20 protein-coding genes are annotated in these 22,295 nt (G+C 69.2%); 4 read left to right on the top strand and 16 right to left on the bottom strand.

Features of this window, described 5'->3' with window-relative positions:
• Window positions 1–62: 62 nt before the first annotated feature.
• The 4 genes from NK1_RS28550 to NK1_RS35315 form a co-directional block, all read right to left on the bottom strand.
• Window positions 63–1,121, bottom strand: coding sequence for a sulfate ABC transporter substrate-binding protein (locus tag NK1_RS28550; protein WP_063013666.1), 1,059 nt, complete (start codon window positions 1,119–1,121; stop codon window positions 63–65).
• A gap of 188 nt (window positions 1,122–1,309) precedes the next feature.
• Window positions 1,310–1,402: an Ms4533A family Cys-rich leader peptide gene (locus tag NK1_RS36265; protein WP_310400397.1), complete on the bottom strand. Its 93-nt coding sequence runs from the start codon at window positions 1,400–1,402 to the stop codon at window positions 1,310–1,312.
• Between the two features lie 236 nt (window positions 1,403–1,638).
• Entirely contained in the window at window positions 1,639–1,896 is a 258-nt protein-coding gene (locus NK1_RS28545) for a hypothetical protein (RefSeq protein WP_051024444.1), read from the bottom strand.
• Between the two features lie 114 nt (window positions 1,897–2,010).
• Window positions 2,011–2,331 carry a hypothetical protein gene (locus NK1_RS35315; protein ID WP_063906130.1) on the bottom strand — a complete coding sequence of 107 codons (321 nt, stop codon included), beginning with the start codon at window positions 2,329–2,331 and terminating at the stop codon, window positions 2,011–2,013.
• A gap of 105 nt (window positions 2,332–2,436) precedes the next feature.
• On the opposite strand from NK1_RS35315, the gene NK1_RS28535 reads away from it, so the two are divergent.
• Complete coding sequence (locus NK1_RS28535; RefSeq protein ID WP_063013663.1) at window positions 2,437–4,485, top strand: glycoside hydrolase family 15 protein; 2,049 nt, start codon at window positions 2,437–2,439, stop codon at window positions 4,483–4,485.
• Window positions 4,486–4,527: 42 nt separating this feature from the next.
• Here the strand turns inward: NK1_RS28535 and NK1_RS28530 are convergent, their stop codons facing one another.
• The 3 genes from NK1_RS28530 to lepA all read right to left on the bottom strand — a co-directional run bounded on the left by NK1_RS28530 (window position 4,528) and on the right by lepA (window position 10,776).
• Window positions 4,528–6,312, bottom strand: a complete 1,785-nt coding sequence (locus NK1_RS28530) for a P-loop NTPase family protein (protein WP_245660892.1) — start codon at window positions 6,310–6,312, stop codon at window positions 4,528–4,530.
• Window positions 6,309–8,690: a hypothetical protein gene (locus NK1_RS28525; protein WP_063013657.1), complete on the bottom strand. Its 2,382-nt coding sequence runs from the start codon at window positions 8,688–8,690 to the stop codon at window positions 6,309–6,311. Before NK1_RS28525 ends, NK1_RS28530 begins: the two co-directional genes overlap by 4 nt.
• A 244-nt stretch (window positions 8,691–8,934) precedes the next feature.
• A complete protein-coding gene (gene lepA / locus NK1_RS28520; RefSeq protein WP_083870661.1) occupies window positions 8,935–10,776 on the bottom strand; it encodes a translation elongation factor 4 in 1,842 nt (613 codons plus the stop codon).
• A 224-nt stretch (window positions 10,777–11,000) separates the two neighbouring features.
• Here lepA and NK1_RS28515 point away from each other — a divergent pair, with 224 nt between their 5' ends.
• The 3 genes from NK1_RS28515 to NK1_RS28505 all read left to right on the top strand — a co-directional run bounded on the left by NK1_RS28515 (window position 11,001) and on the right by NK1_RS28505 (window position 13,250).
• Window positions 11,001–11,594 (top strand): type II toxin-antitoxin system PemK/MazF family toxin, encoded by a 594-nt coding sequence (locus NK1_RS28515; protein WP_063013655.1) that lies wholly within the window; start codon window positions 11,001–11,003, stop codon window positions 11,592–11,594.
• A 176-nt stretch (window positions 11,595–11,770) separates the two neighbouring features.
• Window positions 11,771–12,034 carry a 30S ribosomal protein S20 gene (gene rpsT, locus NK1_RS28510; protein WP_030512822.1) on the top strand — a complete coding sequence of 88 codons (264 nt, stop codon included), beginning with the start codon at window positions 11,771–11,773 and terminating at the stop codon, window positions 12,032–12,034.
• Between the two features lie 199 nt (window positions 12,035–12,233).
• Window positions 12,234–13,250 carry a phosphatidylinositol-specific phospholipase C gene (locus NK1_RS28505; RefSeq protein ID WP_063013653.1) on the top strand — a complete coding sequence of 339 codons (1,017 nt, stop codon included), beginning with the start codon at window positions 12,234–12,236 and terminating at the stop codon, window positions 13,248–13,250.
• Between the two features lie 107 nt (window positions 13,251–13,357).
• Here the strand turns inward: NK1_RS28505 and holA are convergent, their stop codons facing one another.
• The 9 genes from holA to NK1_RS28460 form a co-directional block, all read right to left on the bottom strand.
• Window positions 13,358–14,332: a DNA polymerase III subunit delta gene (gene holA, locus NK1_RS28500; RefSeq protein WP_063013651.1), complete on the bottom strand. Its 975-nt coding sequence runs from the start codon at window positions 14,330–14,332 to the stop codon at window positions 13,358–13,360.
• Complete coding sequence (locus tag NK1_RS28495; protein ID WP_063906131.1) at window positions 14,329–15,918, bottom strand: ComEC/Rec2 family competence protein; 1,590 nt, start codon at window positions 15,916–15,918, stop codon at window positions 14,329–14,331. The genes holA and NK1_RS28495 overlap by 4 nt, the downstream gene beginning before the upstream one ends.
• Window positions 15,919–15,992: 74 nt before the next feature.
• On the bottom strand, window positions 15,993–17,288 hold the full coding sequence (locus NK1_RS28490) for a ComEA family DNA-binding protein (RefSeq protein WP_218023186.1): 1,296 nt from the start codon (window positions 17,286–17,288) through the stop codon (window positions 15,993–15,995).
• 135 nt (window positions 17,289–17,423) lie between these two features.
• On the bottom strand, window positions 17,424–18,266 hold the full coding sequence (locus NK1_RS28485; protein ID WP_063013649.1) for a DegV family protein: 843 nt from the start codon (window positions 18,264–18,266) through the stop codon (window positions 17,424–17,426).
• Window positions 18,267–18,283: 17 nt separating this feature from the next.
• On the bottom strand, window positions 18,284–19,039 hold the full coding sequence (octT, locus tag NK1_RS28480) for a diglucosylglycerate octanoyltransferase (protein ID WP_063013689.1): 756 nt from the start codon (window positions 19,037–19,039) through the stop codon (window positions 18,284–18,286).
• Window positions 19,040–19,460: 421 nt separating this feature from the next.
• Window positions 19,461–20,102, bottom strand: a complete 642-nt coding sequence (locus NK1_RS28475) for a histidine phosphatase family protein (protein WP_030512815.1) — start codon at window positions 20,100–20,102, stop codon at window positions 19,461–19,463.
• Between the two features lie 131 nt (window positions 20,103–20,233).
• Window positions 20,234–20,638, bottom strand: a complete 405-nt coding sequence (gene rsfS / locus NK1_RS28470; protein WP_063013647.1) for a ribosome silencing factor — start codon at window positions 20,636–20,638, stop codon at window positions 20,234–20,236.
• Window positions 20,635–21,276, bottom strand: a complete 642-nt coding sequence (gene nadD, locus NK1_RS28465; RefSeq protein ID WP_083870660.1) for a nicotinate-nucleotide adenylyltransferase — start codon at window positions 21,274–21,276, stop codon at window positions 20,635–20,637. Before nadD ends, rsfS begins: the two co-directional genes overlap by 4 nt.
• A 149-nt stretch (window positions 21,277–21,425) precedes the next feature.
• Complete coding sequence (locus NK1_RS28460) at window positions 21,426–22,148, bottom strand: hypothetical protein (protein ID WP_063013645.1); 723 nt, start codon at window positions 22,146–22,148, stop codon at window positions 21,426–21,428.
• Window positions 22,149–22,295: the final 147 nt, after the last annotated feature.

Below are 22,295 nucleotides of genomic sequence, written 5' to 3'. Positions count from 1 at the left end.
TCGGCCTTCGTACTGCTGTCAGTCACAGTTATCCAGTATTCCGTGCGCTCCGGACCACCGGTCTACTTGGTGGCTTTGTCGTAGAGCACCGCGACGCTGCCGGTGTTGGGGGTGAACAGATCCTTGTCGACCTGCTTCCACCCGCCCAGATCGGCAACCGTCCACAGCTTCTGCGGCGCCGGGAAATCCTTGCTGTACTGCGCGGCGACCTTCGGATCGACAGGCCGGAAACCGGCCTCCGCCCAAGCCTTCTGACCGGCCTGCGAGTACAGGAAGTCCTTGAACGCCACGGCCGTGGTCGGGTTCTTGGCGTTCTTGGTCACGGCCACCGGATTCTCGATCTTGAAGGTGGTCGGCGGGATGACGTGTTCGATCGGGTCCCCGCTGCGCTCGGAGAAGATCGCCTCGTTCTCGTAGCTGAGCAGCACGTCACCGGTGCCCTGCAGGAAGGTCTCGGTCGCCTCCCGGCCGGACTTCGGCTGCACCTTGATGTGGTCCTTGGAGATCAGCTTGCCCAGGTAGTCCAGGCCCGCCTGAGGATTCTTGCCGCCGTCGCTCTCCGCGGCATAGGGCGCCAGCAGGTTCCACTTGGCCGAGCCGGAGCTGAACGGGTTCGGGGTCACCACCTCGACGCCAGGCTTCAGCAGGTCGTTCCAGTCGTGGATGCCCTTGGGATTGCCCTTGCGGACCGCGATCACGACGACCGAACCGAACGGCACGCCCTTGTTGGCGTCGGCATTCCAGTTCGAGTCGACCAGTCCGGCGTCCACCAGCCGGGTGATGTCGGGCTCGACCGAGAAGCTGACGACGTCGGCCTGCGCCCCGTCCTTCACCTTGCGGGACTGGTCACCGGAGGCGCCGTAGGACTGCTGGATCTGCGCGCCCTTACCGGACTCGGTCTTGTTGAATTCGCCGATCACCTTGTCGTAGCCCGGCTTGGCGACCGAGTAGGCGAACAGCGTCAGCTGCCCGCCACCACTGCTGGCGTTGCCACCCGCGGTATCGCTCGAACCACCACTGCAGGCGGCGGTCAGTCCCACGGCCGCCAGCGCGGTGAGCGCGACGGCGATGCGCCCTCGGCGCACCGAGAACCAGGATCTGCTGGACGATCTGCGAGACATGGAAGCGACCTTTCCTGCCGCCCGCACCGGCGCACACTGCTGCCGGGGCGGATGTAACTGTGATTGAGCGGTAGACCTGCCCCGGTGGATACCGGACAGTGGCGCGTGCGGCAGAGCCGCGGGAAACGGAGACGCTGCGGAAGAGAGGTGCGCCGGTCCGATGGAGAAGGCGCAGCGTGTCCGATCAGCTATCGACGACAGTGAATGTCCGCGACGACGAGACAGCCGACCGCGATCAACGCCAATTCATGGCGGACCTGCGGAACAACGCTCGATGACACGGGCAGACTCTAACAGAGCGCCCGGAACCGCGCGAATCGGTCGAAGAGGAAATCGGCCGGGCCCGGCGAGTCCGCGAAACCCGCCGATGACCGGCGGGAAGTATTCATGTTTCGGATTCCTGGCGGCCACCCGACGGCCCCGGAAACGAGACCCGGGGCCCGCGCCGACAGTGGTGAAGACCACAGTCGCGCGAACCCCGGTGTGGGCACGTCCGGCCCGAGCCGATCGGGCCGGCCTATTCCTCGTCGGCGGACTCGGGCGGGCTCTCGTAGAGGTCGAGCACCCACTCCTCGACGGCGATCTCCTCACCGTCCTCGTCGGGCTCGTCGGCGCGGAGCCGGTTCTGCAGCCGCACGCCCAGACCGAGCAGTTGCGCGGCGCGCACCATCTCGATCGCCTCATCGGCCGTGGTGTAGTGGGTCGCGATCAGTCGGGGGCCGTCCTCGATCTCCAGGAGCTGCTCGAGGTCGACGAATTCCTCATCGGTTGGCATGGGCTGCACAGTACCTGCAACCTCCGACAGCGGGGGATTATCGCGTCAGCAACCAGGCGACGACGATCAGCACGAGCAGTGCGATCAGCGCCAACTGGACCCGTGAGCGTGGCATCAGATCGCTTCCTTCGGCATCGGACCCGGAGTGTGCATCGAGGCGCCGGCCAGCGCCGGCTCGGGCGGTGCGAGGGTCGCCGCATCGGGCTCGATCTCGGATGCGACGCCGGCGGCCGCGAGGTCGGTCTCGGCGGCGGCCGACCGGTCCCGGCCGAGCAGTCGCAGCACGATCCGCAGTCCACGATCGAGCAGGTAGGCGATCAGGAAACTGACCGGCACCGCCCCGACCAGAACCACGACGAACTGCGGGATGAACGGCAATCCGGCCACCCACAACTCGAAGCCGTCCCACCAGCCCGCGACATGATGCACGTCCACCAGCCTAGTAGGTCACGGGTACGCCGGCCGCGGGGCATGCCGACCGGCCGATATCGAGCGCCGGCAGTCCCGGCGAACGCGACCGGAATCCACCATGATGGCTGTATGGCGTCCTACGACGAACCGATCACCGAACAACCCCTCATCGAGACGCTCGACGACATGTCTCCGCCGCGCGATGCCCTGGCCGATGTCTCCGATGCGGAGATAGGGGCCAACTACCTGCCCATCTCGGCGGGCGTCGTGCACAAGTCGTCGTATCCGCCGATCGACGACTACGCCTTCCTCTCCGATTGCGAAACCTGCTGCCTCATCGCACGCAACGGCGCGGTCGAGTGGATGTGCCTGCCGCGCCCGGATTCGCCCAGCGTGTTCGGCGCCATGCTCGATCGCAGCGCCGGGCACTTCCGGCTGGGGCCCTACGGCGTGAACGTGCCGACGGCGCGGCGCTACCTGCCCGGCGGCATGATCGTCGAGACGACCTGGCAGACCGACACCGGCTGGATCATCGTGCGCGACGCGCTGGTCCTGGGGCCTTGGCACAACAACGACAAGCGCAGCCGCAGCTACCGCCGCACGCCGGAGGACTGGGACGCCGAGCACATCCTGCTGCGCACCGTGAAATGTGTCAGCGGCGTGGTCGAACTGGAGATGAGCTGCGAGCCGGCCTTCGACTATCACCGGGCGCCCGCGAACTGGGAATACACCGGTGAGGTCTACGAGCGCGCCACCGCCACCGCCACCTGCTCCCACGACGAATTGCCCTGCGGGGAACTGGTTCTCACCACGGATATGCGGCTGGGCCTGGAGGGGCGCGAGGCGCGCGCCCGCACCCGCATGCGTGAAGGCGACGAATTGTTCGTGGCGCTGTCCTGGTCGCCGCTGCCGGCCCCCCGTACCTTCGCGGAGGCCGCGCAGAAGATGTGGCAGACCACCGAGTGCTGGCGGCAGTGGATCACTCTCGGCAAGTTCCCGGATCATCCGTGGCGCGGCTATCTGCAGCGCAGCGCGCTCACACTCAAGGGCCTGATCTACTCCCCGACCGGCGCCCTGATGGCCGCCGCCACCACCTCTCTTCCGGAAACGCCGGGCGGCGAACGTAATTGGGACTACCGCTACAGCTGGGTGCGCGACTCCACCTTCGCGCTGTGGGGCCTCTATACGCTGGGGCTCAACCGGGAGGCCGACGACTTCTTCGCTTTCCTGCACGATGTCGCGACCTCGAAAAACGGTGAGGCGCAACCGCTTCAGGTGATGTACGGCATCGGCGGGGAACGCGATCTGGACGAGTCCGAAATCCCGCATCTGCACGGTTACGACGGCGCCAAACCGGTCCGGATCGGCAACGGCGCGTTTCAGCAACAGCAGCACGACATCTGGGGCACCATTCTGGATTCGGTATACCTGCACGTGAAATCGCGGCAGCAGGTGCCGGAGACGTTGTGGCCGATGCTGAAGCGGCAGGTCGAGGCGGCCATCGAGAACTGGCGCAAACCCGACCGCGGCATCTGGGAGGTGCGCGGCGAGCCGCAGCATTTCACCTCCTCGAAGGTGATGTGCTGGGTCGCACTGGATCGCGGCGCGAAACTCGCCGAGTTGCACGGCGAGGCCGACTACGCCGAGAAGTGGGCCGCACTCGCCAAGGAGATCAAGGCCGACGTCCTCACCCATGGGGTGAACGACAAGGGCATCTTCACCCAAATCTACGGCGGCGACACCCTCGACGCCTCACTGTTGCTGGTCGTCCTCCTGCGCTTCCTGCCACCCACCGATCCGCGGGTGCGCGCCACGGTGCTGGCGATCGCCTCCGATCTGACCCAGCACGGCCTGGTGCTGCGCTACCGCACCGACACCACCGACGACGGATTGGCCGGCGCGGAGGGCACCTTCACCATCTGCTCGTTCTGGCTGGTGTCGGCGCTGGTGGAGATCGGCGAGGTGCGCCGGGCGCGGCATCTGCTGGAACGGCTGCTCGGATATGCCAGCCCGCTCAAGCTCTACGCCGAGGAGATCGACCCCTATACCGGACGGCATCTGGGCAATTTCCCGCAGGCGTTCACCCACCTGGCATTGATCAACGCGGTCATGCACGTGATCCGGGCGGAGCAGGCCACCGGTGCGGGAGGATTCCGCCCGGCCCATCCGGCGGGCTGACGAGTACGGGTGGTCCGGACGGCTCCGGACCACCCGGAAACATCAGGGCACGTCGGCGTTTTCGCGGATCTCCCGCAACCGCACCATCGACCGCTCGATTTCGGTGAGGCGCCGTTCGCGGCTCTCCGGCGAATTGATCGCCGCCGCCTCCTCGGCCGCGCGCAGCGATTCGTCCACCGACCGCAGCGTCTGGTCCGCCAGATCGGTGAAGTGGTCGCGCAACATGCGCTGCATGGCGCGCAGCCGGTGCCGCGATTCCTTGCCGACCTGGAAGATCACATCGTCCATCAGGCGGGCGACCGCCACCTTGGCCTCGGACTGGCGCCGATCCCGGCGCAGCTTGCGGTCCTCCCACAGCGCGTTGATACCCAGCAGGGCGGCGGCCGCACCCGAATACCAGTTCACCAGCGGCATTTTCAGCAAGCTGGTGAGCAGCCCGACCATGAGCAGACCACCATAGGAACCACGCATCACGTTCAGCAGCGACGAGGTGAAACTCACCTTGGCGGTGTCGAGCGGCTCCAGCGAGGCCACGGGTTCGAGCACGTCGCCCGGATCCTCGAGCCGCAGATCGGGCAGCGGCACATCGCGCGAGTCGGCGGGGAATTTCGCGGTCACCTGCTCGGCCAGTTCCACCGCGCGATAGTGGGCGACGACGAAATTCTCCTCGACCGCCTCACAGATCCGGGAGTCCAGGTCGGCGCCGAATTCGTCCCAGCTGCGGGCCGGGTCGCGCTTGGTGATCTCCGATTCGGCGTGGCGGACCAGACTGCGCAACCGGTGCCGCAGATCGTGTTCGATATCGGCCATCAGTTCCGAACAGCCGTCGGCGAGGGTGACCTGCCAGTTGGCGCTGCGGTGACGCAGATCGGCGGCCTCGGCGCGCGCGGTGCGCAACTGATCGGTGATCGCGGTGTAGCGCCGCGGATCACGCAGGGTTTCGGCCTCACTGCGCAACGCCAGCCCCAGATGGTCGGTGATGGTGCGGATATCGCGCAGCGCCGCCTCCCGGGCGACCGCGTCGGCGCGGGCGAGGACGTATCCGCGCAGATGGTCGATCAGTTGCGGCACACCGGATTCGATATCGCGGCGGTGATCGTTACCGGCCCGCAGATGCAGGTCGGCGGAGATCGGGGCGACCGCGAACCCCAGGCCGGCGGCGTCGAGCAGATCGCGGTTGCGCTGCTGCACCTGGCTCCAGTGGCCGTAGCGGTCGATCTTGTTGAGCACGCACACCACGGTCGGGCACACCTGCCGGATCCGCTGCAGCAGCGCGATCTGCTCGGCGGTGTATTCCGCGGCCGCGTCGCTGACGTAGAGCACGGCGTCGGCCGCGGCGATCAGCGACCAGGTGGTCGGTGCGTCGGCGGGAGCGCCGGGTGCGTCCATCACCACGAACCCCTCGGCCAGCAGCGGGCTGGGGTCGGTGAACTCGGCCCGGATCACGCCGGCCGCGCTCAGGGCCGGGCCGGGATTCAGCGGGTCGACGGGCTGGCGTTCGGTGCGGCCGCCGGGCAGCGAGCGCACCAGGGTGGCGGTCGCCTCCGGACCGTATTCGGCGATCACCGGAACGCTGACCTGGCTGCCGGTCGCGCTGACCGCGCTGCCCACCAGACCGTTGACCAGCGTGCTCATCCCGTTCTTGGGTTCGCCGACGACCACCAGCCGCACCCGCGGGTCGGCCACCCGGGCCCGCGACATCCCCAGTCGCGCGGTGAGGTCGGCCCGGCCCGCGGCGCGGGTCAGGTCGAGCAGTTCGTCGAGCTGCGCGAGCAGCGGCGCCATCTCGTCGGGATGTTTGGCTCCCGGCGACTCCACCGCCGTCACAGCGGAAGCACGTGGAAATCGACGGGATGGTCCACCGGGTGATGCGTCTCGGCGAAGGTGGTCTCGTGCAGGCCGCCGGACAGTCCGGCGGCGGACACGGTCGCCAGGCCGTGGCCGGAATCGGACCACAGCGACGTGTCGTACGAATCCGTCACGGCCGCAACCGGTTTCACCGGAATGTGCGCATTCGGCGCGGGATCGATGGTGGTCGGTGGTTTGATCACGGTCGGCGGCTCCACGGGTGCGGTGTGCTGCGCGGTCGGCACGGTCGGTTCATGTGTCGGAATGGTCTGGTCGTGACTCGGCGGCATCGACTGCTGCGTCGGAACCTGCTGCGTCGGAACCGAATCCGGATCATGGGTCGGCAGCTGGGAACCGTGGGTCGGTGCGGTCGAACCGTCGGCGTTGCCGGACGCGGAGGTGTCCGCACCCGAGGAGGTGCCCGGCGCATGCGTCGCGGTATGTCCCGGCATCGACGCGTCGGCGCCGCCGGAGGTCGACGGCCCGGAATCGCTGTCGGTATCGGACGGCGTCGTACCGGGGGTGCGGGTGGGATGACCGGAATCGCTGTCGCGAGGCACCGTCACGGTCGGCGTGGGCCGGTCGATGGAATCGTGATCGGCCGAATCCCTGCCGGTCGAGGTGCCCGGACGGGTGGTGGTGTGCTCACCGCCGGGCGTGGTCCCGGGCGCATGCGACGTGCTCGGCACGGACGGCGTCTTCGTCGCGTCGGTGCCGTGGGTCGTGGTGGTGCCGTGCGACGTGGTGGTCGGCGTGTGAGTGGTGCCGCGCCCGGCGCCGTCCGAGGGATCGTTCGCATCACCGCCCGGCAGCCCGGCATCGGTATGGCGGGGCCGGTCCTCGAAGAGCGCCGGAACAGCGACCGCGGGGGCGGTCAGCGGGGACGGTCCCGCATGGGTGGTGATCACATTCGCGATCGGGTGGGTGGCGGCCTCGGGCTGAATCGTGGTCTGCAGCGGCGTCGCCGAGACCGGTTGGACGAACGCCGGCGCCGGAGCGGGCGCGACCGGAGCCGGTGCCGCGACGACGGGTGCGTTCGAAACCGGTTGCGGTGCCGCGACATTCGTCACCGGCGCGGACGCCTGAGCGGTGGAGAACGAGGCCGGACCGGGAGCGGCCGATGCCGCCATCGGTCCGGATTGCGGCGCGAACGCCGGCGAGCCGGGTGCCGCGGCGCCGGCAGGTCCAGCCGCGGACGCGGGATGCGCGGCCCCCGACTGTGCGGCCGATGCGGTCGCCCCGGGTGCGGAGGCAGTCATGCCGTCGGCGGAGGTACCCGCCGCGCGGGTGACGTCGGCGGCCGGGCCGACGCTCTGCCCGGCCGCGGCCGTGGCGTCGGGCTGGGTGGTGAACCCGGGGAATTGGTGCGCGCTGTTGCCCAGCCAGTGGCCGTAGTCGTCGATTTGATGTCCGACGTCGCCCACGGCGAAGTCGACCTTCGTCTCGGTCGTGACCCAGATACCGTCGAAGCCGATGTGGGCGTCGACCTTCATCTCGGTGCCCAGGAAGATTCCCGGACCACCACCGTCCCCGACTCCGTCGAAAGCGCCGGCGTGGCCGTCCTGAAGTCCGTTGTCGGAGCCGAAACCACCGGCGCCGAGACCGTTCATACCGGGCAGGTGCAGACCGTTGGTGCCGGGAAGCCCGAGGCCGTGGCCGAGCAACGGCGTCGTCGGATGCGGGTCGGCACCCGACAGGTCGGCGTCGTCGCGCTGCTCGTCGGTCGTGCGCGCGGCACCGGGCAGGTCGAGCCCGCTCGAACTCGACGCCGGACCCGAATCCTCGGCGCCGAAGCCGAACGGAGCGCTCGAGGTGTGCAATCCGGGCATCGAAAGGCCGTGTCCGCCACCGAATTCCGGTGAATCGAAGACACCGTTGCCGCCGAATCCGTGATTCGATTCGGGGAACGGGAAATGGGAGTCGGGAGATTCGCCGCCGGTCGTCCCGGGGAACTCACCGAAGGTCAGCGGCGACTGGCTGCCCTGCGGGAACTGCAGGCCCGGAAACGCATCCGTGCCGTGTTGTTCGGGCAGCGCGAGTCCCGGCGTTCGTGCGGCCGGGGCGTGCGGCGTGGAGGTCCCGAGGTCCGGCGGGACGGAGTCCGGCGACGGATCCGGGTAGGTCACCACCGGGCTCGGCACATCGGGATGCGGATCGGCGGTGGACCAGCCGGTGATGTGGCTGTTGTGCGATTCGTTCTCCGGCGCGGGCGACCCGTTGGAGGCGATCAGCGCACCGCCGGTGACGTACGCACCGGCCCGAGCCACCCGCGCGACACCGGTCGCCGCGCGATATGCGGCATCGTTCGCATGATCGCCCGCGTCCGCATCATCGTCGAAGGGCAGCTCACGCGTCATACAAACTCCGCTCTCAGCGTTCGGCTGGCGAAACCGAACGGGGTGTTACCGAATCCGGGTCTTTTTACACCTTATTTCCGGAAAACTTGACTGTCACATCCTTCAGGTTTCTTTCAGGTGGACAGATGACAGGTCACAGCGGCATCTTCCGAGCTTGCCACCGGAGGCCGTCTCCGGAAAGCCCCAAGATCAACCGGCCGTCGACTCGGTCAACGGTCCAACTAATCTCACGGAACCTCGGAGACTACCTCTTCGGCTTGTCCGATGACGAATCGGTGGAGAGCGCGGCCACGAAGGCCTCCTGCGGAACATCGACCCGGCCGATGGTCTTCATCCGCTTCTTGCCCTCCTTCTGCTTCTCGAGCAGCTTGCGCTTGCGCGAAATGTCGCCGCCGTAGCACTTGGCCAGCACGTCCTTGCGGATCGCGCGGATGTTCTCGCGCGCGATGACCTTCGAGCCGATGGCCGCCTGGATCGGCACCTCGAACTGCTGCCGCGGAATGAGTTCGCGCAGCTTGGTGGTCATCTTGTGGCCGTAGGCCTGGGCCGCGTCCTTGTGCACGATGGCCGAGAACGCGTCGACGGCCTCGCCCTGCAGCAGGATGTCGACCTTGACCAGTGCGGCCTCCTGCTCGCCCGCCTCCTCGTAATCCAGCGAGGCGTAACCGCGCGTGCGCGACTTCAGCGAATCGAAGAAGTCGAAGATGATCTCCGCCATCGGCAGCGTGTACCGCATCTCGACGCGGGTCTCGGACAGATAGTCCATGCCGAGCAGTTCACCGCGGCGCGACTGGCACAGCTCCATGATGGTGCCGACGAACTCGCTCGGCGCGATGATCGTGCACTTGGTCACCGGTTCGAAGATCTGGCGCACCTTGCCCTCGGGCCAGAACGACGGGTTGGTGACGACCTGTTCGGTGCCGTCCTCCATGATCACGCGATAGATCACGTTGGGCGCGGTCGAGATCAGGTCGAGGTTGAATTCGCGCTGCAACCGCTCCCGGGTGATCTCCATGTGCAGCAGGCCGAGGAAGCCACAGCGGAAACCGAAGCCCAGCGCGACCGAGGTCTCCGGGACGTAGGTGAGCGCGGCATCGTTGAGCTGCAGTTTGTCCAGCGCGTCTCGCAGATCCGGATAGTCGGAACCGTCGACCGGATAGAGGCCGGAGTAGACCATCGGACGCGGCTCGCGATAGCCGGTCAGCGCCTCGGTGGCGCCGTCGCGCGCGGTGGTGACGGTGTCACCGACCTTCGACTGACGGACGTCCTTCACACCGGTGATGAGATAGCCCACCTCCCCCACGCCGAGGCCCTGAGTCGGCTTGGGCTCGGGCGAGACGATGCCGATCTCCAGCAGCTCGTGGGTGGCGCCGGTGGACATCATCTTGATCTTCTGGCGCGGGGTGAGCTTGCCGTCCACCACCCGCACGTAGGTGACGACGCCGCGATAGGTGTCGTAGACCGAGTCGAAGATCAGCGCGCGGGCCGGGGCATCGCCCTCGCCGACCGGCGGCGGGACCGTCTCGATCACCTTGTTGAGCAGTTCGGGAACGCCGACGCCGGTCTTGCCGGATACGCGCAGCACGTCCTCGGGCTCGCAGCCGACGATATGGGCGAGTTCGGCGGCATAGCGGTCCGGATCGGCGGCCGGCAGGTCGATCTTGTTCAGCACCGGGATGACCTCGAGGTCCTTGTCCAGTGCCAGATACAGATTGGCCAGCGTCTGCGCCTCGATACCCTGGGCGGCGTCGACCAGCAGAATCGCGCCCTCACACGCCTCGAGCGCGCGCGAGACCTCGTAGGTGAAGTCGACGTGACCAGGCGTGTCGATCAGATGCAGGACGTAGTCCGTGCCGTCGACGTTCCAGGGCAGCCGCACATTCTGGGCCTTGATGGTGATACCGCGCTCGCGCTCGATATCCATCCGGTCCAGATACTGCGCACGCATCTGCCGTTCCTCGACCACCCCGGTCAACTGCAGCATGCGGTCGGCCAGCGTGGACTTGCCGTGGTCGATATGCGCGATGATGCAGAAGTTCCGGATCCGCGAGGGATCGGTGAACGTCGTGTCGGCAAACGTGCTGATGGGACACTCCTACCCGTGAACAAGTCGATAAGTCGCCATGCGGCAGTCTACGTGCGCATACCGCGTGGTCGTGCACGCACCGGCGGGCCGGCATCGGCGGCAACGACGCAGTTCCCGGGGCCGGCGGCCCCGGTGTGAGCGGCGGCACACCCGATTCACGGCCCGGCACAAGCGAATCCGGCACCGGATGAGCCGAGCGCGGTTCGCCGTTAAGCTCTGCCGATATGGCCAGCACATGGAGCTCTCTGGGCAAGCAGTTGGGGACCATCGCCAAGGAGCAGGGGCCCAGGATCGTCAAGAAGCAGGCGCCGAAACTCGTCGACCGGATGCAGCGCTCCTCGATGTGGGATCGCGCCCTCGGCGGCCGCCGCAAGGACACGGTCGCGGCGCGGCCCAAGGACACGGTCACGGTGCGGCCGGCGGCCTCGATTCCGGTGCCCACCCGCGAACGTGCCCGCCAGATCGTCTATTGCCCGCAGCTCGACGGCCGCGCCGATCCGGGCGAGATCGTGTGGACCTGGGTGCCGTTCGAGGAGGATCCGGCCAACGGCAAGGATCGCCCGGTGCTGGTCGTGGGCCGCGAACGCAAGACCTTGCTGGGGCTGATGCTGTCGTCGAACCCGGCCCGCGGCGCCGAACACAACTGGATCGGAATCGGCTCCGGTCCATGGGATTACGAGGGGCGCGACAGCTGGGTCCGGCTGGATCGGGTCCTCGATGTGCCCGAGGCCGGCATCCGGCGCGAGGGGGCTATCCTTCCGCGCAAGACCTTCGATCTCGTCGCCCACCGGCTGTGCGCGGAGTACCACTGGGGTTGAGCGGCCGGCGACCGGCGCGCTGACCGGGCGCTGGTACAGCGATTTCACTTCACACCACCCCAGCTGGTAACCTCGATCGTCGGCGCGGCGCTACCTGTTTCCACGTAGTGCGCCCAGAGACTTTTCACGAACATCAAGAGCACATCAACTGACGAGAAGGAATCAGAGGAACAGGCGTGGCCAACATCAAGTCCCAGATGAAGCGGATCCGCACCAACGAGGCGGCGCGGGTGCGCAACCAGTCGGTGAAGTCCGCGCTGCGCACCTCGATCCGCAAGTTCCGCGAGGCCGCCGCGGCGGGCGAGAAGGACAAGGCGCTCGAGCTGATGCGTTCGGCGAGCCGCAGCCTGGACAAGGCCGCCTCGAAGGGCGTCATCCACGCCAACCAGGCCGCCAACAAGAAGTCCGCCCTCTCGCTGGCTCTCAACAAGCTGGGCTGATCCCCGGGTTCCCGGCCGGAGCCGGAACCGACGCGGCATGTTCTGCCGCACAACAGCATTCGCAACGCCGCCGTGGCAGAGGATCTGCATCGCAGATGACCACGGCGGCTTTTGTCGTTGATTCACGTCGGCTACCGTGGTCCGGGTGTGGGGTGGGGAGATTCGCCGAAGTACGGGCCTCGTTCTTGCGGTAGCGGCGGTGTCGAGCGCGCTGTCGTCCGGATGCGGACAGTCGGTCCCGGTCGCGCGACCGGTCGCCGCGGCGCAGTCGGCGCCGGCATCGGCCGCAGCCGGCACCGAGTCGGCCGGCATACCCAAGGCCACCGCCGTCGGCGCGATCGACCATCTCGATTCCGCGAGCAATCCGGACTGGATGGGCGCGCTGCCCGACAGCACCCCGCTCGGCGCCATGTCCATCCCCGGCACTCACGACACCCTGTCGATCCACGGCGGTAAGGCCGGGCCGGCCGTGGTCACCCAGGAGAAGTTCGATACCGGGTGCACCGAGCCCACCTGTGCGTCGGAACGGACCGCGAGCACCCAGCTCGAGGCCGGTATCCGGGCGCTCGACATCCGTGTCCGGCGCGACGAGGCCGGCAATCTCGGCGTTCAGCACGGCAGCTTCTATCAGCAGGCGAGCCTCGACGACGTGCTGCGGGTCACCGGACAATTCCTGGACCGGCACCCGCGCGAGACGATCCTGATGCGGGTGAAGGCCGAATGCACGAACGAGGACAAGACCTTCCAGTGCGAGGACGCGGGCGGGCTACCGCCCGACCCACCACTGCTGGACCGATACCTGAACGCGCATCCGCGGGTGTGGCGACCGGCGGCGAGCGGCCCCGTCGCGATTCCCCGGCTGGGTGACGTGCGCGGCACCATCATCGTCGTCCGCGCAGACGGGATCGACGACCGGGGCCTGCCGATCGACGCGCAGGATCTGTGGGACGAACCCACTCGCGAGGACAAGTGGGCGGCCGTCGCCACCCACCTCGCGCAGGCCCCGGCCCTCGGCACCCGGGCATTGTCGATGGACTTCCTGTCGGCCTCCGGCGTGCCCGACCCGGCGAAATTTCCCCACCGCTACGCCGAATACGAGAACCAGCACGCACTCGACTACCTTCGCTCCAGTCCGGGCGCGGCGACCGGCGTCGTGATGGCCGACTTCCCGGGCCCCGCGCTCGTCGGCGAGATCATCGCGCACAACCACCACTAGATGCGGCCGCAACCCCGGTTTCGGTCGATGCGGCGCGGCGCGCAACGGCCGCGCAGGGCCGGTCGGCGCCTCGCCCACTCGGCGCGGTGCCCTGTCGGCACCGCGGCTCAGTGCGCGGCGGCGTGCAGGTCCAGGATGCTGGCCAGCGCGTGTTCGAGCGCGTAATCCGTATCGGCCGCACCGCCTTTGACGTCGGCGTTGAGGGCGGCCACCACCTGCAGGGCGCTGCCGATGGTGGCGGCGGTCCAGCCGCGGGCCTGGGTCTGCGCCTTCTTCACCTTCCAGGGCGGCATGCCGAGCTGGGAGGCCAGCGCGAACGGGTCACCGCGACCGGCGGATCCGACCCTCGCGATGGTGTGCACGGAGTCGGCGAGCGCGTCGGCGAGCAGAACGGCGGGGACGCCGCGGTCGGTCGCCCAGCGCAATGCCTCCATGGCCGCGGGACGGTCACCGGCGACGGCCAGATCGGCGACCTCGAATCCGGTGACCTCGGCGCGACCGGAGTAGTACCGGCGCACCGCGTCGACATCCACCTTGCCGCCGGTATCGGCGGCCAGCTGGGAACAGGCCGCGGCCAGCTCGCGCAGATCGGATCCGATGGCCTCCACCACCGCCTGCACCACATCAGCCGAGACGCGGACGCCGGCGGTGCGGAATTCGTTGCGCACGAATTCGTTTCGCTCGTTCGCCTTGCTGATCTTGGCGCAGGTGTGCACCTCGGCGCCCTGCTTCTGCAGTGCCGGTGCCAGCGCCTTGGCCCGGCCGCCGCCCGAGTGCAGGACCACGAGCACGACTCCCTCGGGCAGATCACCGGCTGCCGCGGTGACCAGCGCCACCGCATCCTTTCCGGCCTCCGCGGCGGCCTCCAGGACGATCACCCGGTCCTCCGCGAACAGCGAGGGGCTCAGCAGTTCGGCCAGTTCGGGGGCGCTGGCATCGCCCGCCCGCAGCCGATCCACCGGCATCGCGTCGGGATCGTTGGTCGCGGCCCGCGCCTGCGCCACGATCGAGGCGACCGCCCGTTCGATGAGCAGTTCCTCCTCACCGAGTACCAGATGTAAGGCAGCCAGGTGATCGGTCACGGGACGATCCTACGGGTGGCCGGTGACAGATTCACCGACCCGTCGCCGGGTGCCGGGGGCGGCGCCGGACCCGCGGGGGTGCGTCTACGGCGCGTGCCCAGACGCCCGAGCACCGCGACACCACCCCCGATGAGCGCTCCGGCCAGTGCCGCACCCCGCACTCCGGCGGGCAACGGCAGCGAAATACCCAGTGCCGCCGCGTGTTCGGCGACGAAGAGCAACCACCACATCGGCGGCTCGGCCAGATTCAGCACCCAGACCGCGGCCGGTTGCCAGCAGCAGGACAGGGCGGCCGCGCCGACCCCGAGCAGCGTGATCGGCGCGACGACGGGTTCGACCAGCACATTCGCCACGATCGCCACTCCGCTGACATGTCCGGTGAGTGCGGCGATGATCGGCGTGGTCACCGCGAAGGCGGCCGCCGCGACACCGAACGCCTCGGCCGCGAGTGGGGGCCAGCCGCGCTGTTCGAGCCACTGCGACCAGCTCGGCGCCAGCAGGATCAGGCCCGCGGTCGCCAGCACCGAGAGAGCGAAGCCGATATCGACCGCCAGTTGCGGCGAGAGCGCGATCAGTACGATCACCGCCGCACACAGGGCCGGTAGCGCCTGTTTCCGGCGGCCGGTCACCATCGCCAGCACCGCGATCGCGCCCATCACGGCCGCCCGCAGTACCGACGGCGACGGCCGCGCCAGAACGACGAATCCGATGAGCGCCAGCGCGGCGAGTACCGCACCCCAGCGCGGGTCGAGCGTCAGAGCTCGGGCCGCGAGCAGGACACCGGCCAGCACGATGGAGACGTTCGTCCCGGAGACGGCGATCAGATGCGTGAGATCGACCGCCCGGAAGTCCTCGCGGACGTGATCGGGCAGCCGGGAGATATCACCGTCGATCAGCCCCGGGAGCACTCCGGCCGCGTCCGGCGGCAACGCGCGTTCGGCCGCCTCGGACAGATTTCCTCGCACCGCCGAGGCCACCGACTGCCACCACGGCCGCGGCCCGACCCGGATCGGCGGTCCCTGCGCCCGCAGCACGGCGACCGTCAGATCACGTCGCCACGGATGATCGAGCCGAGCCCGGACGGTGACGTGCTGCCCCGGCACCAGATCCGACCAGATCCGCTCCGGCATGATCACCGTCACCGCCGCATCGCCGTGTACGGATGTTGCGCCGTAACGGAATTCGCGAACCGTCGCGCGCATCGTCCATTGCCGCCCACCGAAGGAGTGGGCCGGGAGGGGTTTCGGATCTCCGGCCACCATCTCGGCCGTCACCACGCTGCCTGCCGCCAGCCGCCCCAGGGGATGGGCGCTCACCCGGTAGGCCTGCCACGATGCCGCCACCCCGAACCCCGCCGACGCCAGCAGCGCAGCCAGCACCACCCACCATGCCGCTCGTTGCGGAGCACGGAATCGGCTCCGCGCCAGAACGATTCCCGTTCCGGCCACCGCGAGCCCCAGCCCCGTGGACACCCATATCCCGGCTCGCCACCCCAGGGTGATGCCCGCGATGGTCACGCCCCAGCACCCCAGCGCGGCGGGAAGCAGCCGCGCGTCCAACGGAGTGCCACCAGCACCGACCCTCATGCGTTCGACGCCGCCGTGGCCGGAGTTGGCGACGTGTTCGTGCCGGCGCCGAGCGCGCTTCGATTCGCCGCGGTTCACAGCGTGACCTGGTCGCGGAGGCGGTTGAGTTTGGCGGGGCCGATGCCGGTGACTTCGGCGAGCTGGTCGATGCTGGTGAAGCGGCCGTGCCGGTTGCGCCAGCCGATGATGGCCGCGGCGGTGGTGGGACCTACCCCGGTGAGGGAGTCGAGATCCTGTTCCGTGGCCGTGTTGAGGTTGACCTTGTGTCCCGGTGGCGAGGCGGCGCCCGATGTCGCGGCCGTATGCGAGGCGCCCGCAACGACCATGCTGCCGAGGCGCGGGCCGCTCGCGGGACCCGGCTCGCCGACGACGATCTGATCGCCGTCGGCGAGCCGCTGGGCGAGATTCAGCCCGGCGAGGTCCGCACCTTCCCGCGCGACGGCCACCGCGACGGCGTCGGCCACCCGTGTTCCTGGTGCGAGATGCAGCAGACCCGGATGTTCGACCAGACCGATGACGCTGACCACCAGATCGCCGCCGGGAGCCGGCGACGGCGTCGCCCGGCCCGGCGGATCGGACCGCACGGCCAGTCCGGGGCCGTCCACCGCCGCGGGGACAACCGAGGTTTCGGCGGCCTCCGTGCGCACTGCCGGTAGCGGCGCCACCGGCGCCGCCACCGGATCGTCTCGGTGCGCGGCGGCCGCCGCCACGATCACCGCCGCCACGCCGGCGCCGGCCAGCACCCACACTCCTTTGCGCCCGGGATCCACGCGAACTCCGCGGAATCGCTCCGGAACGAGCCGCTGCCAGATCGTCACCGATCCCACCGGTTCGCTGAGCCACTGCGGAATTCGCGGACTCTCCGGCGCCTCGGGGAATGTCCCCGCCGCGCCGTTCGCCGCCGGACCTTCGTCCCCGTCCCGGCCGTCACGGTCGCCTCGGTCGAGGGCTCCCGCACTTGCAGGATGCGACTCGGCATCGTCGCGCCTCTGCCGGATGCGGCTCGGCGAATACGGCCGCCTCGGCCACGTCCCGCCGTGGTCGCCGGCCAGCGCACCGGCGGCTTCGTCCAGGCCGGCGTCCAGGCCCGGTCGCGGCGTGACGACGGTTCGGCCGCCGTCGGAGCCGCTCACCGGTTCGGTGGGCGGACCCGGTTCGCTACCGCGCATCCCGAAATTCCGGCGTCCTGCGGGGCTGCCCGAGCAGTCGCGGCGCTGCTCAGTCGAGTCCGCGGGTGATCGGGCGAGGTCCCACAGCCCGTCGTGGGTCGGGTCACCCGGGCCGGGGGCCAGGGTGCCGAGCGTTGCCGTTCCGGGTGATACGTCGTGCAGTCGCTGCCGCAGTAGGGTCCGATCCTCGTGTCGCGCCATGACGGTGACCGTATGTGCACGGCGGGGCGTGACTCGGTGCGCGAACTGGGGTTTCGGAATGTCTGGGGACAGCGGCTGAGCTGTGGACAACCTCCGGCGCGGCGACGGAGTTCGTCGGCCGGCGATGGTAGAAGCTCAGCCGCAGCCGCCGGGGACCACCAGAACGCCGACCGCCCCGGTGCCCACGTGCACGCCGAGCGTGGGACCGAATTCGGCGGTCACGAGTTCCCGCATGCCGGGGATGAGTTCGCCGAGCTGTCCGGCGATGGTCGCGGCCGCGGAGGCGGCACCGAGATGCTGCACGGCCACCGCCGCCCCGTCTTCACCGGCCGCATCGACCGCTGCCGCAACGAGTTTCGCGTATGCCTTGGACCGGGTGCGAGCCTTCTCCCGCAGTTCCAGTTTGCCGTCGACGATCTGGAGTATCGGCTTGGTCACCAGTTCGGTGCCGAAGAACATGGCCGCGGTGCTGAGCCGCCCGCCGCGACGCAGTTGCTCGGTCCGATTGACGACGATGAACGTGCGCGATCGCCCGGCCGCGGCGACCGCGGTGTCGTAGACGACGTCCAGTGCCGCACCCGATCGCGCGCGGCGGGCGGCGGCGAGTACGGGCAGCCCGGTGCCCAGGCCCGCGCTCAGCGAATCCACCAGGCGCACCCGGTCGGCGGCATCCATATCCTGCACGGCCTGGCGACCGGCTTCCCAGGTCGCCGACAGCTGTCGCGAAATATGCACGGCCACAACACCGTCGCCCGCGCTGACCTCCAGAGCACGCTCGTAGGCGGCGCGCAATTCACCCGGGGAGGCGGACGAGGTCGTCACCGTGGACGCGCCGTAGTCGATCTCGCAGTCGTCGACGCCCTCGGCGATCGCCCGATCGTCGACCAGCACATGCAGCGGCACCACCACGATGCCCAATTCCGATACCAGCGCGGCGGGTACGCTCGCCGCCGAATCCGTGACCACCACGACGGTCATCGGCTATCCGAACCGATTCATGCACCGGCCTCGACCGAACGCACCTCCGACAGCACCTTCACCATGGCTCGCGCCACCGCCGCATGCCCCTCCCAGCCCCAGTGGATGCCGTCCGGATTCGCCTCGCCCGAGAAGATGTCGTCGCGCACGGCCTCACCCAGATCGACCAGCGGCACATCGGTTTTCGCCGACCACTCCTGCAGCGCGCGCACCGCGGGGGCACGCCCCGAGTGCACCTTGCCGTAGGCCTCGCAGTCGTGGACGGAGGGCAGCACCGAGACCACCGGCAGATCCGGCCGCAACTGGGCCAGCGCATGCCGTGACTGTTCCAGGTAGTCGATGCTCACGTGCGGCGGAAGTGCCACGGGGCGGCCGAGTTTCGACAGCCGCGGTTGCAGCCACTGGTATCCGGTGCGCACCTGCCGGCGCAGCACCGGCGGGCGCAGATACCGGATCATTTCGCGCAGGGCCGTGGGCAGCGGCGAGGGCAGCGTGTCCATGCCGCCGGTGGCCAGAACCACGGCTCCCGCACGCGGCACCGCAGCCCATACGCGCGGATCGCCGATGAGCGCCCAGTAGGCGTCGCGGCAGGTCCAGCCGATCCGCGCCACCAATTCGACGTCCCAATCGAGTTCCGCGGCAACCAGGTTCGGCCAGATGCGCGGATGGTCGGCGGGCAGGCCGCCCTTCGGGCCGAAGTACGACAGCGAGTCCGCGATCACGACCAGAACCGGTCGCGGCGAAGTCTCGGGTGCGCCGGCCGCGTCGCCGATGCTCGGCTCGCCGGAAATCGCCGCGCCGGAACCGGTGTCGGACTTCCGGTGCGCATCGGGCGCCGCGTCGGCGTCACCGGCCACCGCCGCATCGCCGGATACCGCGTGCGTAGTTGTCGCCTCGGTGGACGGTGTCGTCTCGGAACCGCCGGGCACGCTGTCTTGCCGCGCGGCCGGTTCCGCATTCTCCTCTGCCTCGGGGGGCGCATCCGCGCGAACGGCCGGCGGCCCGGTCGATCCGCCGTCGTCGTCCGCATCATCCGACTCGGAGGCGGCGTCGGCTTCCCCGGCCGGTTCGACCGGTGTGACCGGACCACCGAACAGCGCGTCCGGCAGCCGCCGGACGGGTCCTTCGGATGCCTTGCGCAACAGTTCGTCGGATACCTGCCGGACCGGTTCGTCCCGGTCGTCGGAGGAGCGTTCAGAGGACATCAGGTGCTACCTTCGCCGCCGCATTCCACACATCCAGCCGCCAACCCGGCTGCTCGATGCCCGGACCGTGGCTGCTCAGCTGCACCCAGCTGGTATTGGCCAATCCGCCCAGGATCGGCCATTTGTGCTCGGGCAGTTCCAGCAGCGCGGCGGTCAGGGCCGCGATCAGCCCGCCGTGCGCGACCAGGATGATGGTACGGCCGGGCCAGTCCGCACGCTCGGCGAACAGCTCGCGAACCACCGGCAGCGCCCGCGCGCCGACCTCGAGTTTGCTCTCCCCGCCCGGCGGAGTGACCGTGGGATCGAGCCGCCACGCCTTGCGCGCGCCCGGATACCGCGCGTCCACCTCGAGGTGGTCGAGACCTTCCCAGTCGCCGAGGCTGGTCTCCCGCAGCCGCGCATCCCGCACGACCTCGAGTCCGCTGTGTTCGGCCAGTGCGAGTGCGGTGTCGTAGGCGCGGCGCAGATCCGAGGAGACGATCGCGACGGCGTCCTGGGAAACCAGCTCGCGTGCAGCGTCTTTCGCCTGCCGCCGGCCCAATTCGCTGAGCTCGGTGTCGATCTGGCCCTGCATGCGGTCGGCGGCATTCCATTCCGTCTGCCCGTGTCGCAGCAGGATCAGCCGGCGCACGCCCGGATATTTCGACGCCCGCGAACCCGCTGCCGGCGCAACACCTTCGGACGCGTCGCTCACATCGGAGTCGACGGCGCGTTCCCCGGATACCTCGGGATCACGCGCGGTCCCCCCTTCCGGTCCGCGGTTCACTCGGGGTCCCCGCTACCACTCGTCTGAGCCTGCGCGGGAGCCTCGAGACCCGGCACCTCGACCTGCGGGCAGTCCTTCCACAACCGTTCCAGCGCATAGAAATTGCGTTCGTCGCTGTGCTGGATGTGCACCACGACGTCGACGTAGTCCAGCAGCACCCACCGGCCTTCACGAGCGCCCTCGCGGCGGACCGGCTTGTGCCCGGCGAGACGCAACTTCTCCTCGACGTTGTCGACGATCGCGTTGACCTGACGCTCGTTCGGCGCGGAAGCGATGACGAAGCAGTCGGTGATGACCAGCTGATCGGAGACGTCGAGGACGACGACGTCGGTCGCCAGCTTCTCGTCGGCGGCCCGCGCAGCGACCTGCGCCATCTCCACCGCCTGTGCCGATGCCGTCATTGACTCACCCTTCCGTTCCCTCCCGGCACGTACAGGTGCCGTTTCGATATGTACTGCACGACGCCGTCGGGAACGAGGTACCACACCGGGCGCCCTTCGGCGGCACGGCGACGGCATTCGCTCGACGAGATCGCCAGGGCCGGGATCTCGATGACGGTGACCGCATCGGCCGGCTGATTCCGCAGATGTCCCTCGAGGTGGTCGACGTTCAATTCGTACCCCGGACGGCTCACCCCGACGAACTTCGCCAGCTCGAACAGTTCCGCCCAATCCTGCCATGTCAGGATGCTGGCCAGCGCGTCCGCACCCGTGATGAAGTACAGATCCGCGTCCGGATGCTGATTCTGCAGGTCACGAAGGGTATCGACGGTGTAGGTGGCCTTCTCCCGGTCGATGTCGGCCCGGCTGACCGAGAACCGCGGATTGGACGCGGTGGCGATGACCGTCATCAGATAGCGGTCCTCCGCCGGTGACACCTGCCGCGAAGACTTCTGCCACGGCTGCCCGGTGGGTACGAAGATCACTTCATCGAGGTCGAAGCGGTTGGCGACCTCACTGGCGGCAACCAGGTGCCCGTGATGGATCGGATCGAACGTACCGCCCATCACGCCCAGTTTGCGCCGGCCTGTGTTTTGCACGAATGCCGAGCTTACTGGGCGGGCTCGCGCGGGGCGGGTCTCGTCGGCCGATCCGGGCTCCGAGACGCCGGTTCCGGACCCGGTTCAGGTGCGCCGGGGCGAGGCGCGGCGCCGCTGCGGCCCAGGCTACGCAGGCGACGCGGTGGTGCTCACGGCGTCCGCCGTGCCGAAAGATACGCCCGCACCATCGCCGCCGGATTACGCGCCGACCGCCGGGATCGGGTCGCCGCCTCGATCAGGTCGCCGTGCAGTTCGCGCCACTGGGGTCTGCCGGCGACGGCCGCCGCCCCCGCCGCGTAGGCCCGTGCCGCGCCACGGTGGCGGTGGCTCTGTTCCAGACACCGTCCGAGCTGTTCGTACAGCACCGCGACCTCTTCGGGCGGATAGGGCAGCCCATCGCAGCCGAGGGCAGCGGCGAACAGGGTGGCCGCGAGGCGATGGTGACCGCTGCGATAGTGGACGCGGGCGGCGAGCAGGGTGTGATGGGCCGCGTCGGTGGCGGAGATGCCGGTCCAGCACTCGGCCGCGGCGACCGCCGCGGCCGCCAGGTCGTGCTCCCGGCCCGGCTGATGGGCGACCGCCGTCACCACCAGCGAGGACAGCCGCGCGAGCTGCTCGCCGGACAGCACACCGCTGCCACAGTCCAAGGCCTGCAGCAACATTCGTTCGGCGGCGGCTGGGCTGGTAGCGAGCAGGGCGGTCGCGGCCTCTGCCAGTTCCCGCGCTCGCAGCCGCCTATCGCCCCGCCCCGGCTCGCCCGTCGCGCGCGTCGGTGCCGGGCATTCGAAGGCGGCCGGTTCGTAGCCGGAGCGCTCCGAGTCGTGCGCCGGCCCGGAGTCGCGGGGCTCGGGGTCGAGAGGGTCGGCGTTCACGTGACGGGAAATTCGTCGCGCCGCAGAGGCGCTCGGCTGGTCGGCGGGGATTTCGTCGGCGAACTCCCCCGATGGGCACGGCACGCGCGAATGATCGACGGCCCTGCTTGGAAAGCGCTTAACAGCCGCTGATGATGCCGGGCAAAC

It is taken from the genome of Nocardia kruczakiae NBRC 101016 (assembly GCF_001612965.1).
Lineage (GTDB): Bacteria > Actinomycetota > Actinomycetes > Mycobacteriales > Mycobacteriaceae > Nocardia > Nocardia kruczakiae.
The sequence above is the reverse complement of the archived record's forward strand: the minus strand, read 5'-3'. Positions and strand labels throughout refer to the sequence as shown.

Coding starts and splice junctions, on each gene's coding strand:
- NK1_RS28550 (WP_063013666.1), bottom strand. CDS start 1,121: ATGTCTCGCAGATCGTCCAGCAGATCCTGGTTCTCGGTGCGCCGAGGG.
- NK1_RS28495 (WP_063906131.1), bottom strand. CDS start 15,918: ATGAGGGTCGGTGCTGGTGGCACTCCGTTGGACGCGCGGCTGCTTCCC.
- NK1_RS28545 (WP_051024444.1), bottom strand. CDS start 1,896: ATGCCAACCGATGAGGAATTCGTCGACCTCGAGCAGCTCCTGGAGATC.
- NK1_RS28485 (WP_063013649.1), bottom strand. CDS start 18,266: ATGACCGTCGTGGTGGTCACGGATTCGGCGGCGAGCGTACCCGCCGCG.
- NK1_RS28490 (WP_218023186.1), bottom strand. CDS start 17,288: ATGGCGCGACACGAGGATCGGACCCTACTGCGGCAGCGACTGCACGAC.
- NK1_RS28535 (WP_063013663.1), top strand. CDS start 2,437: ATGGCGTCCTACGACGAACCGATCACCGAACAACCCCTCATCGAGACG.
- rsfS (WP_063013647.1), bottom strand. CDS start 20,638: ATGACGGCATCGGCACAGGCGGTGGAGATGGCGCAGGTCGCTGCGCGG.
- NK1_RS28525 (WP_063013657.1), bottom strand. CDS start 8,690: ATGACGCGTGAGCTGCCCTTCGACGATGATGCGGACGCGGGCGATCAT.
- NK1_RS28515 (WP_063013655.1), top strand. CDS start 11,001: ATGGCCAGCACATGGAGCTCTCTGGGCAAGCAGTTGGGGACCATCGCC.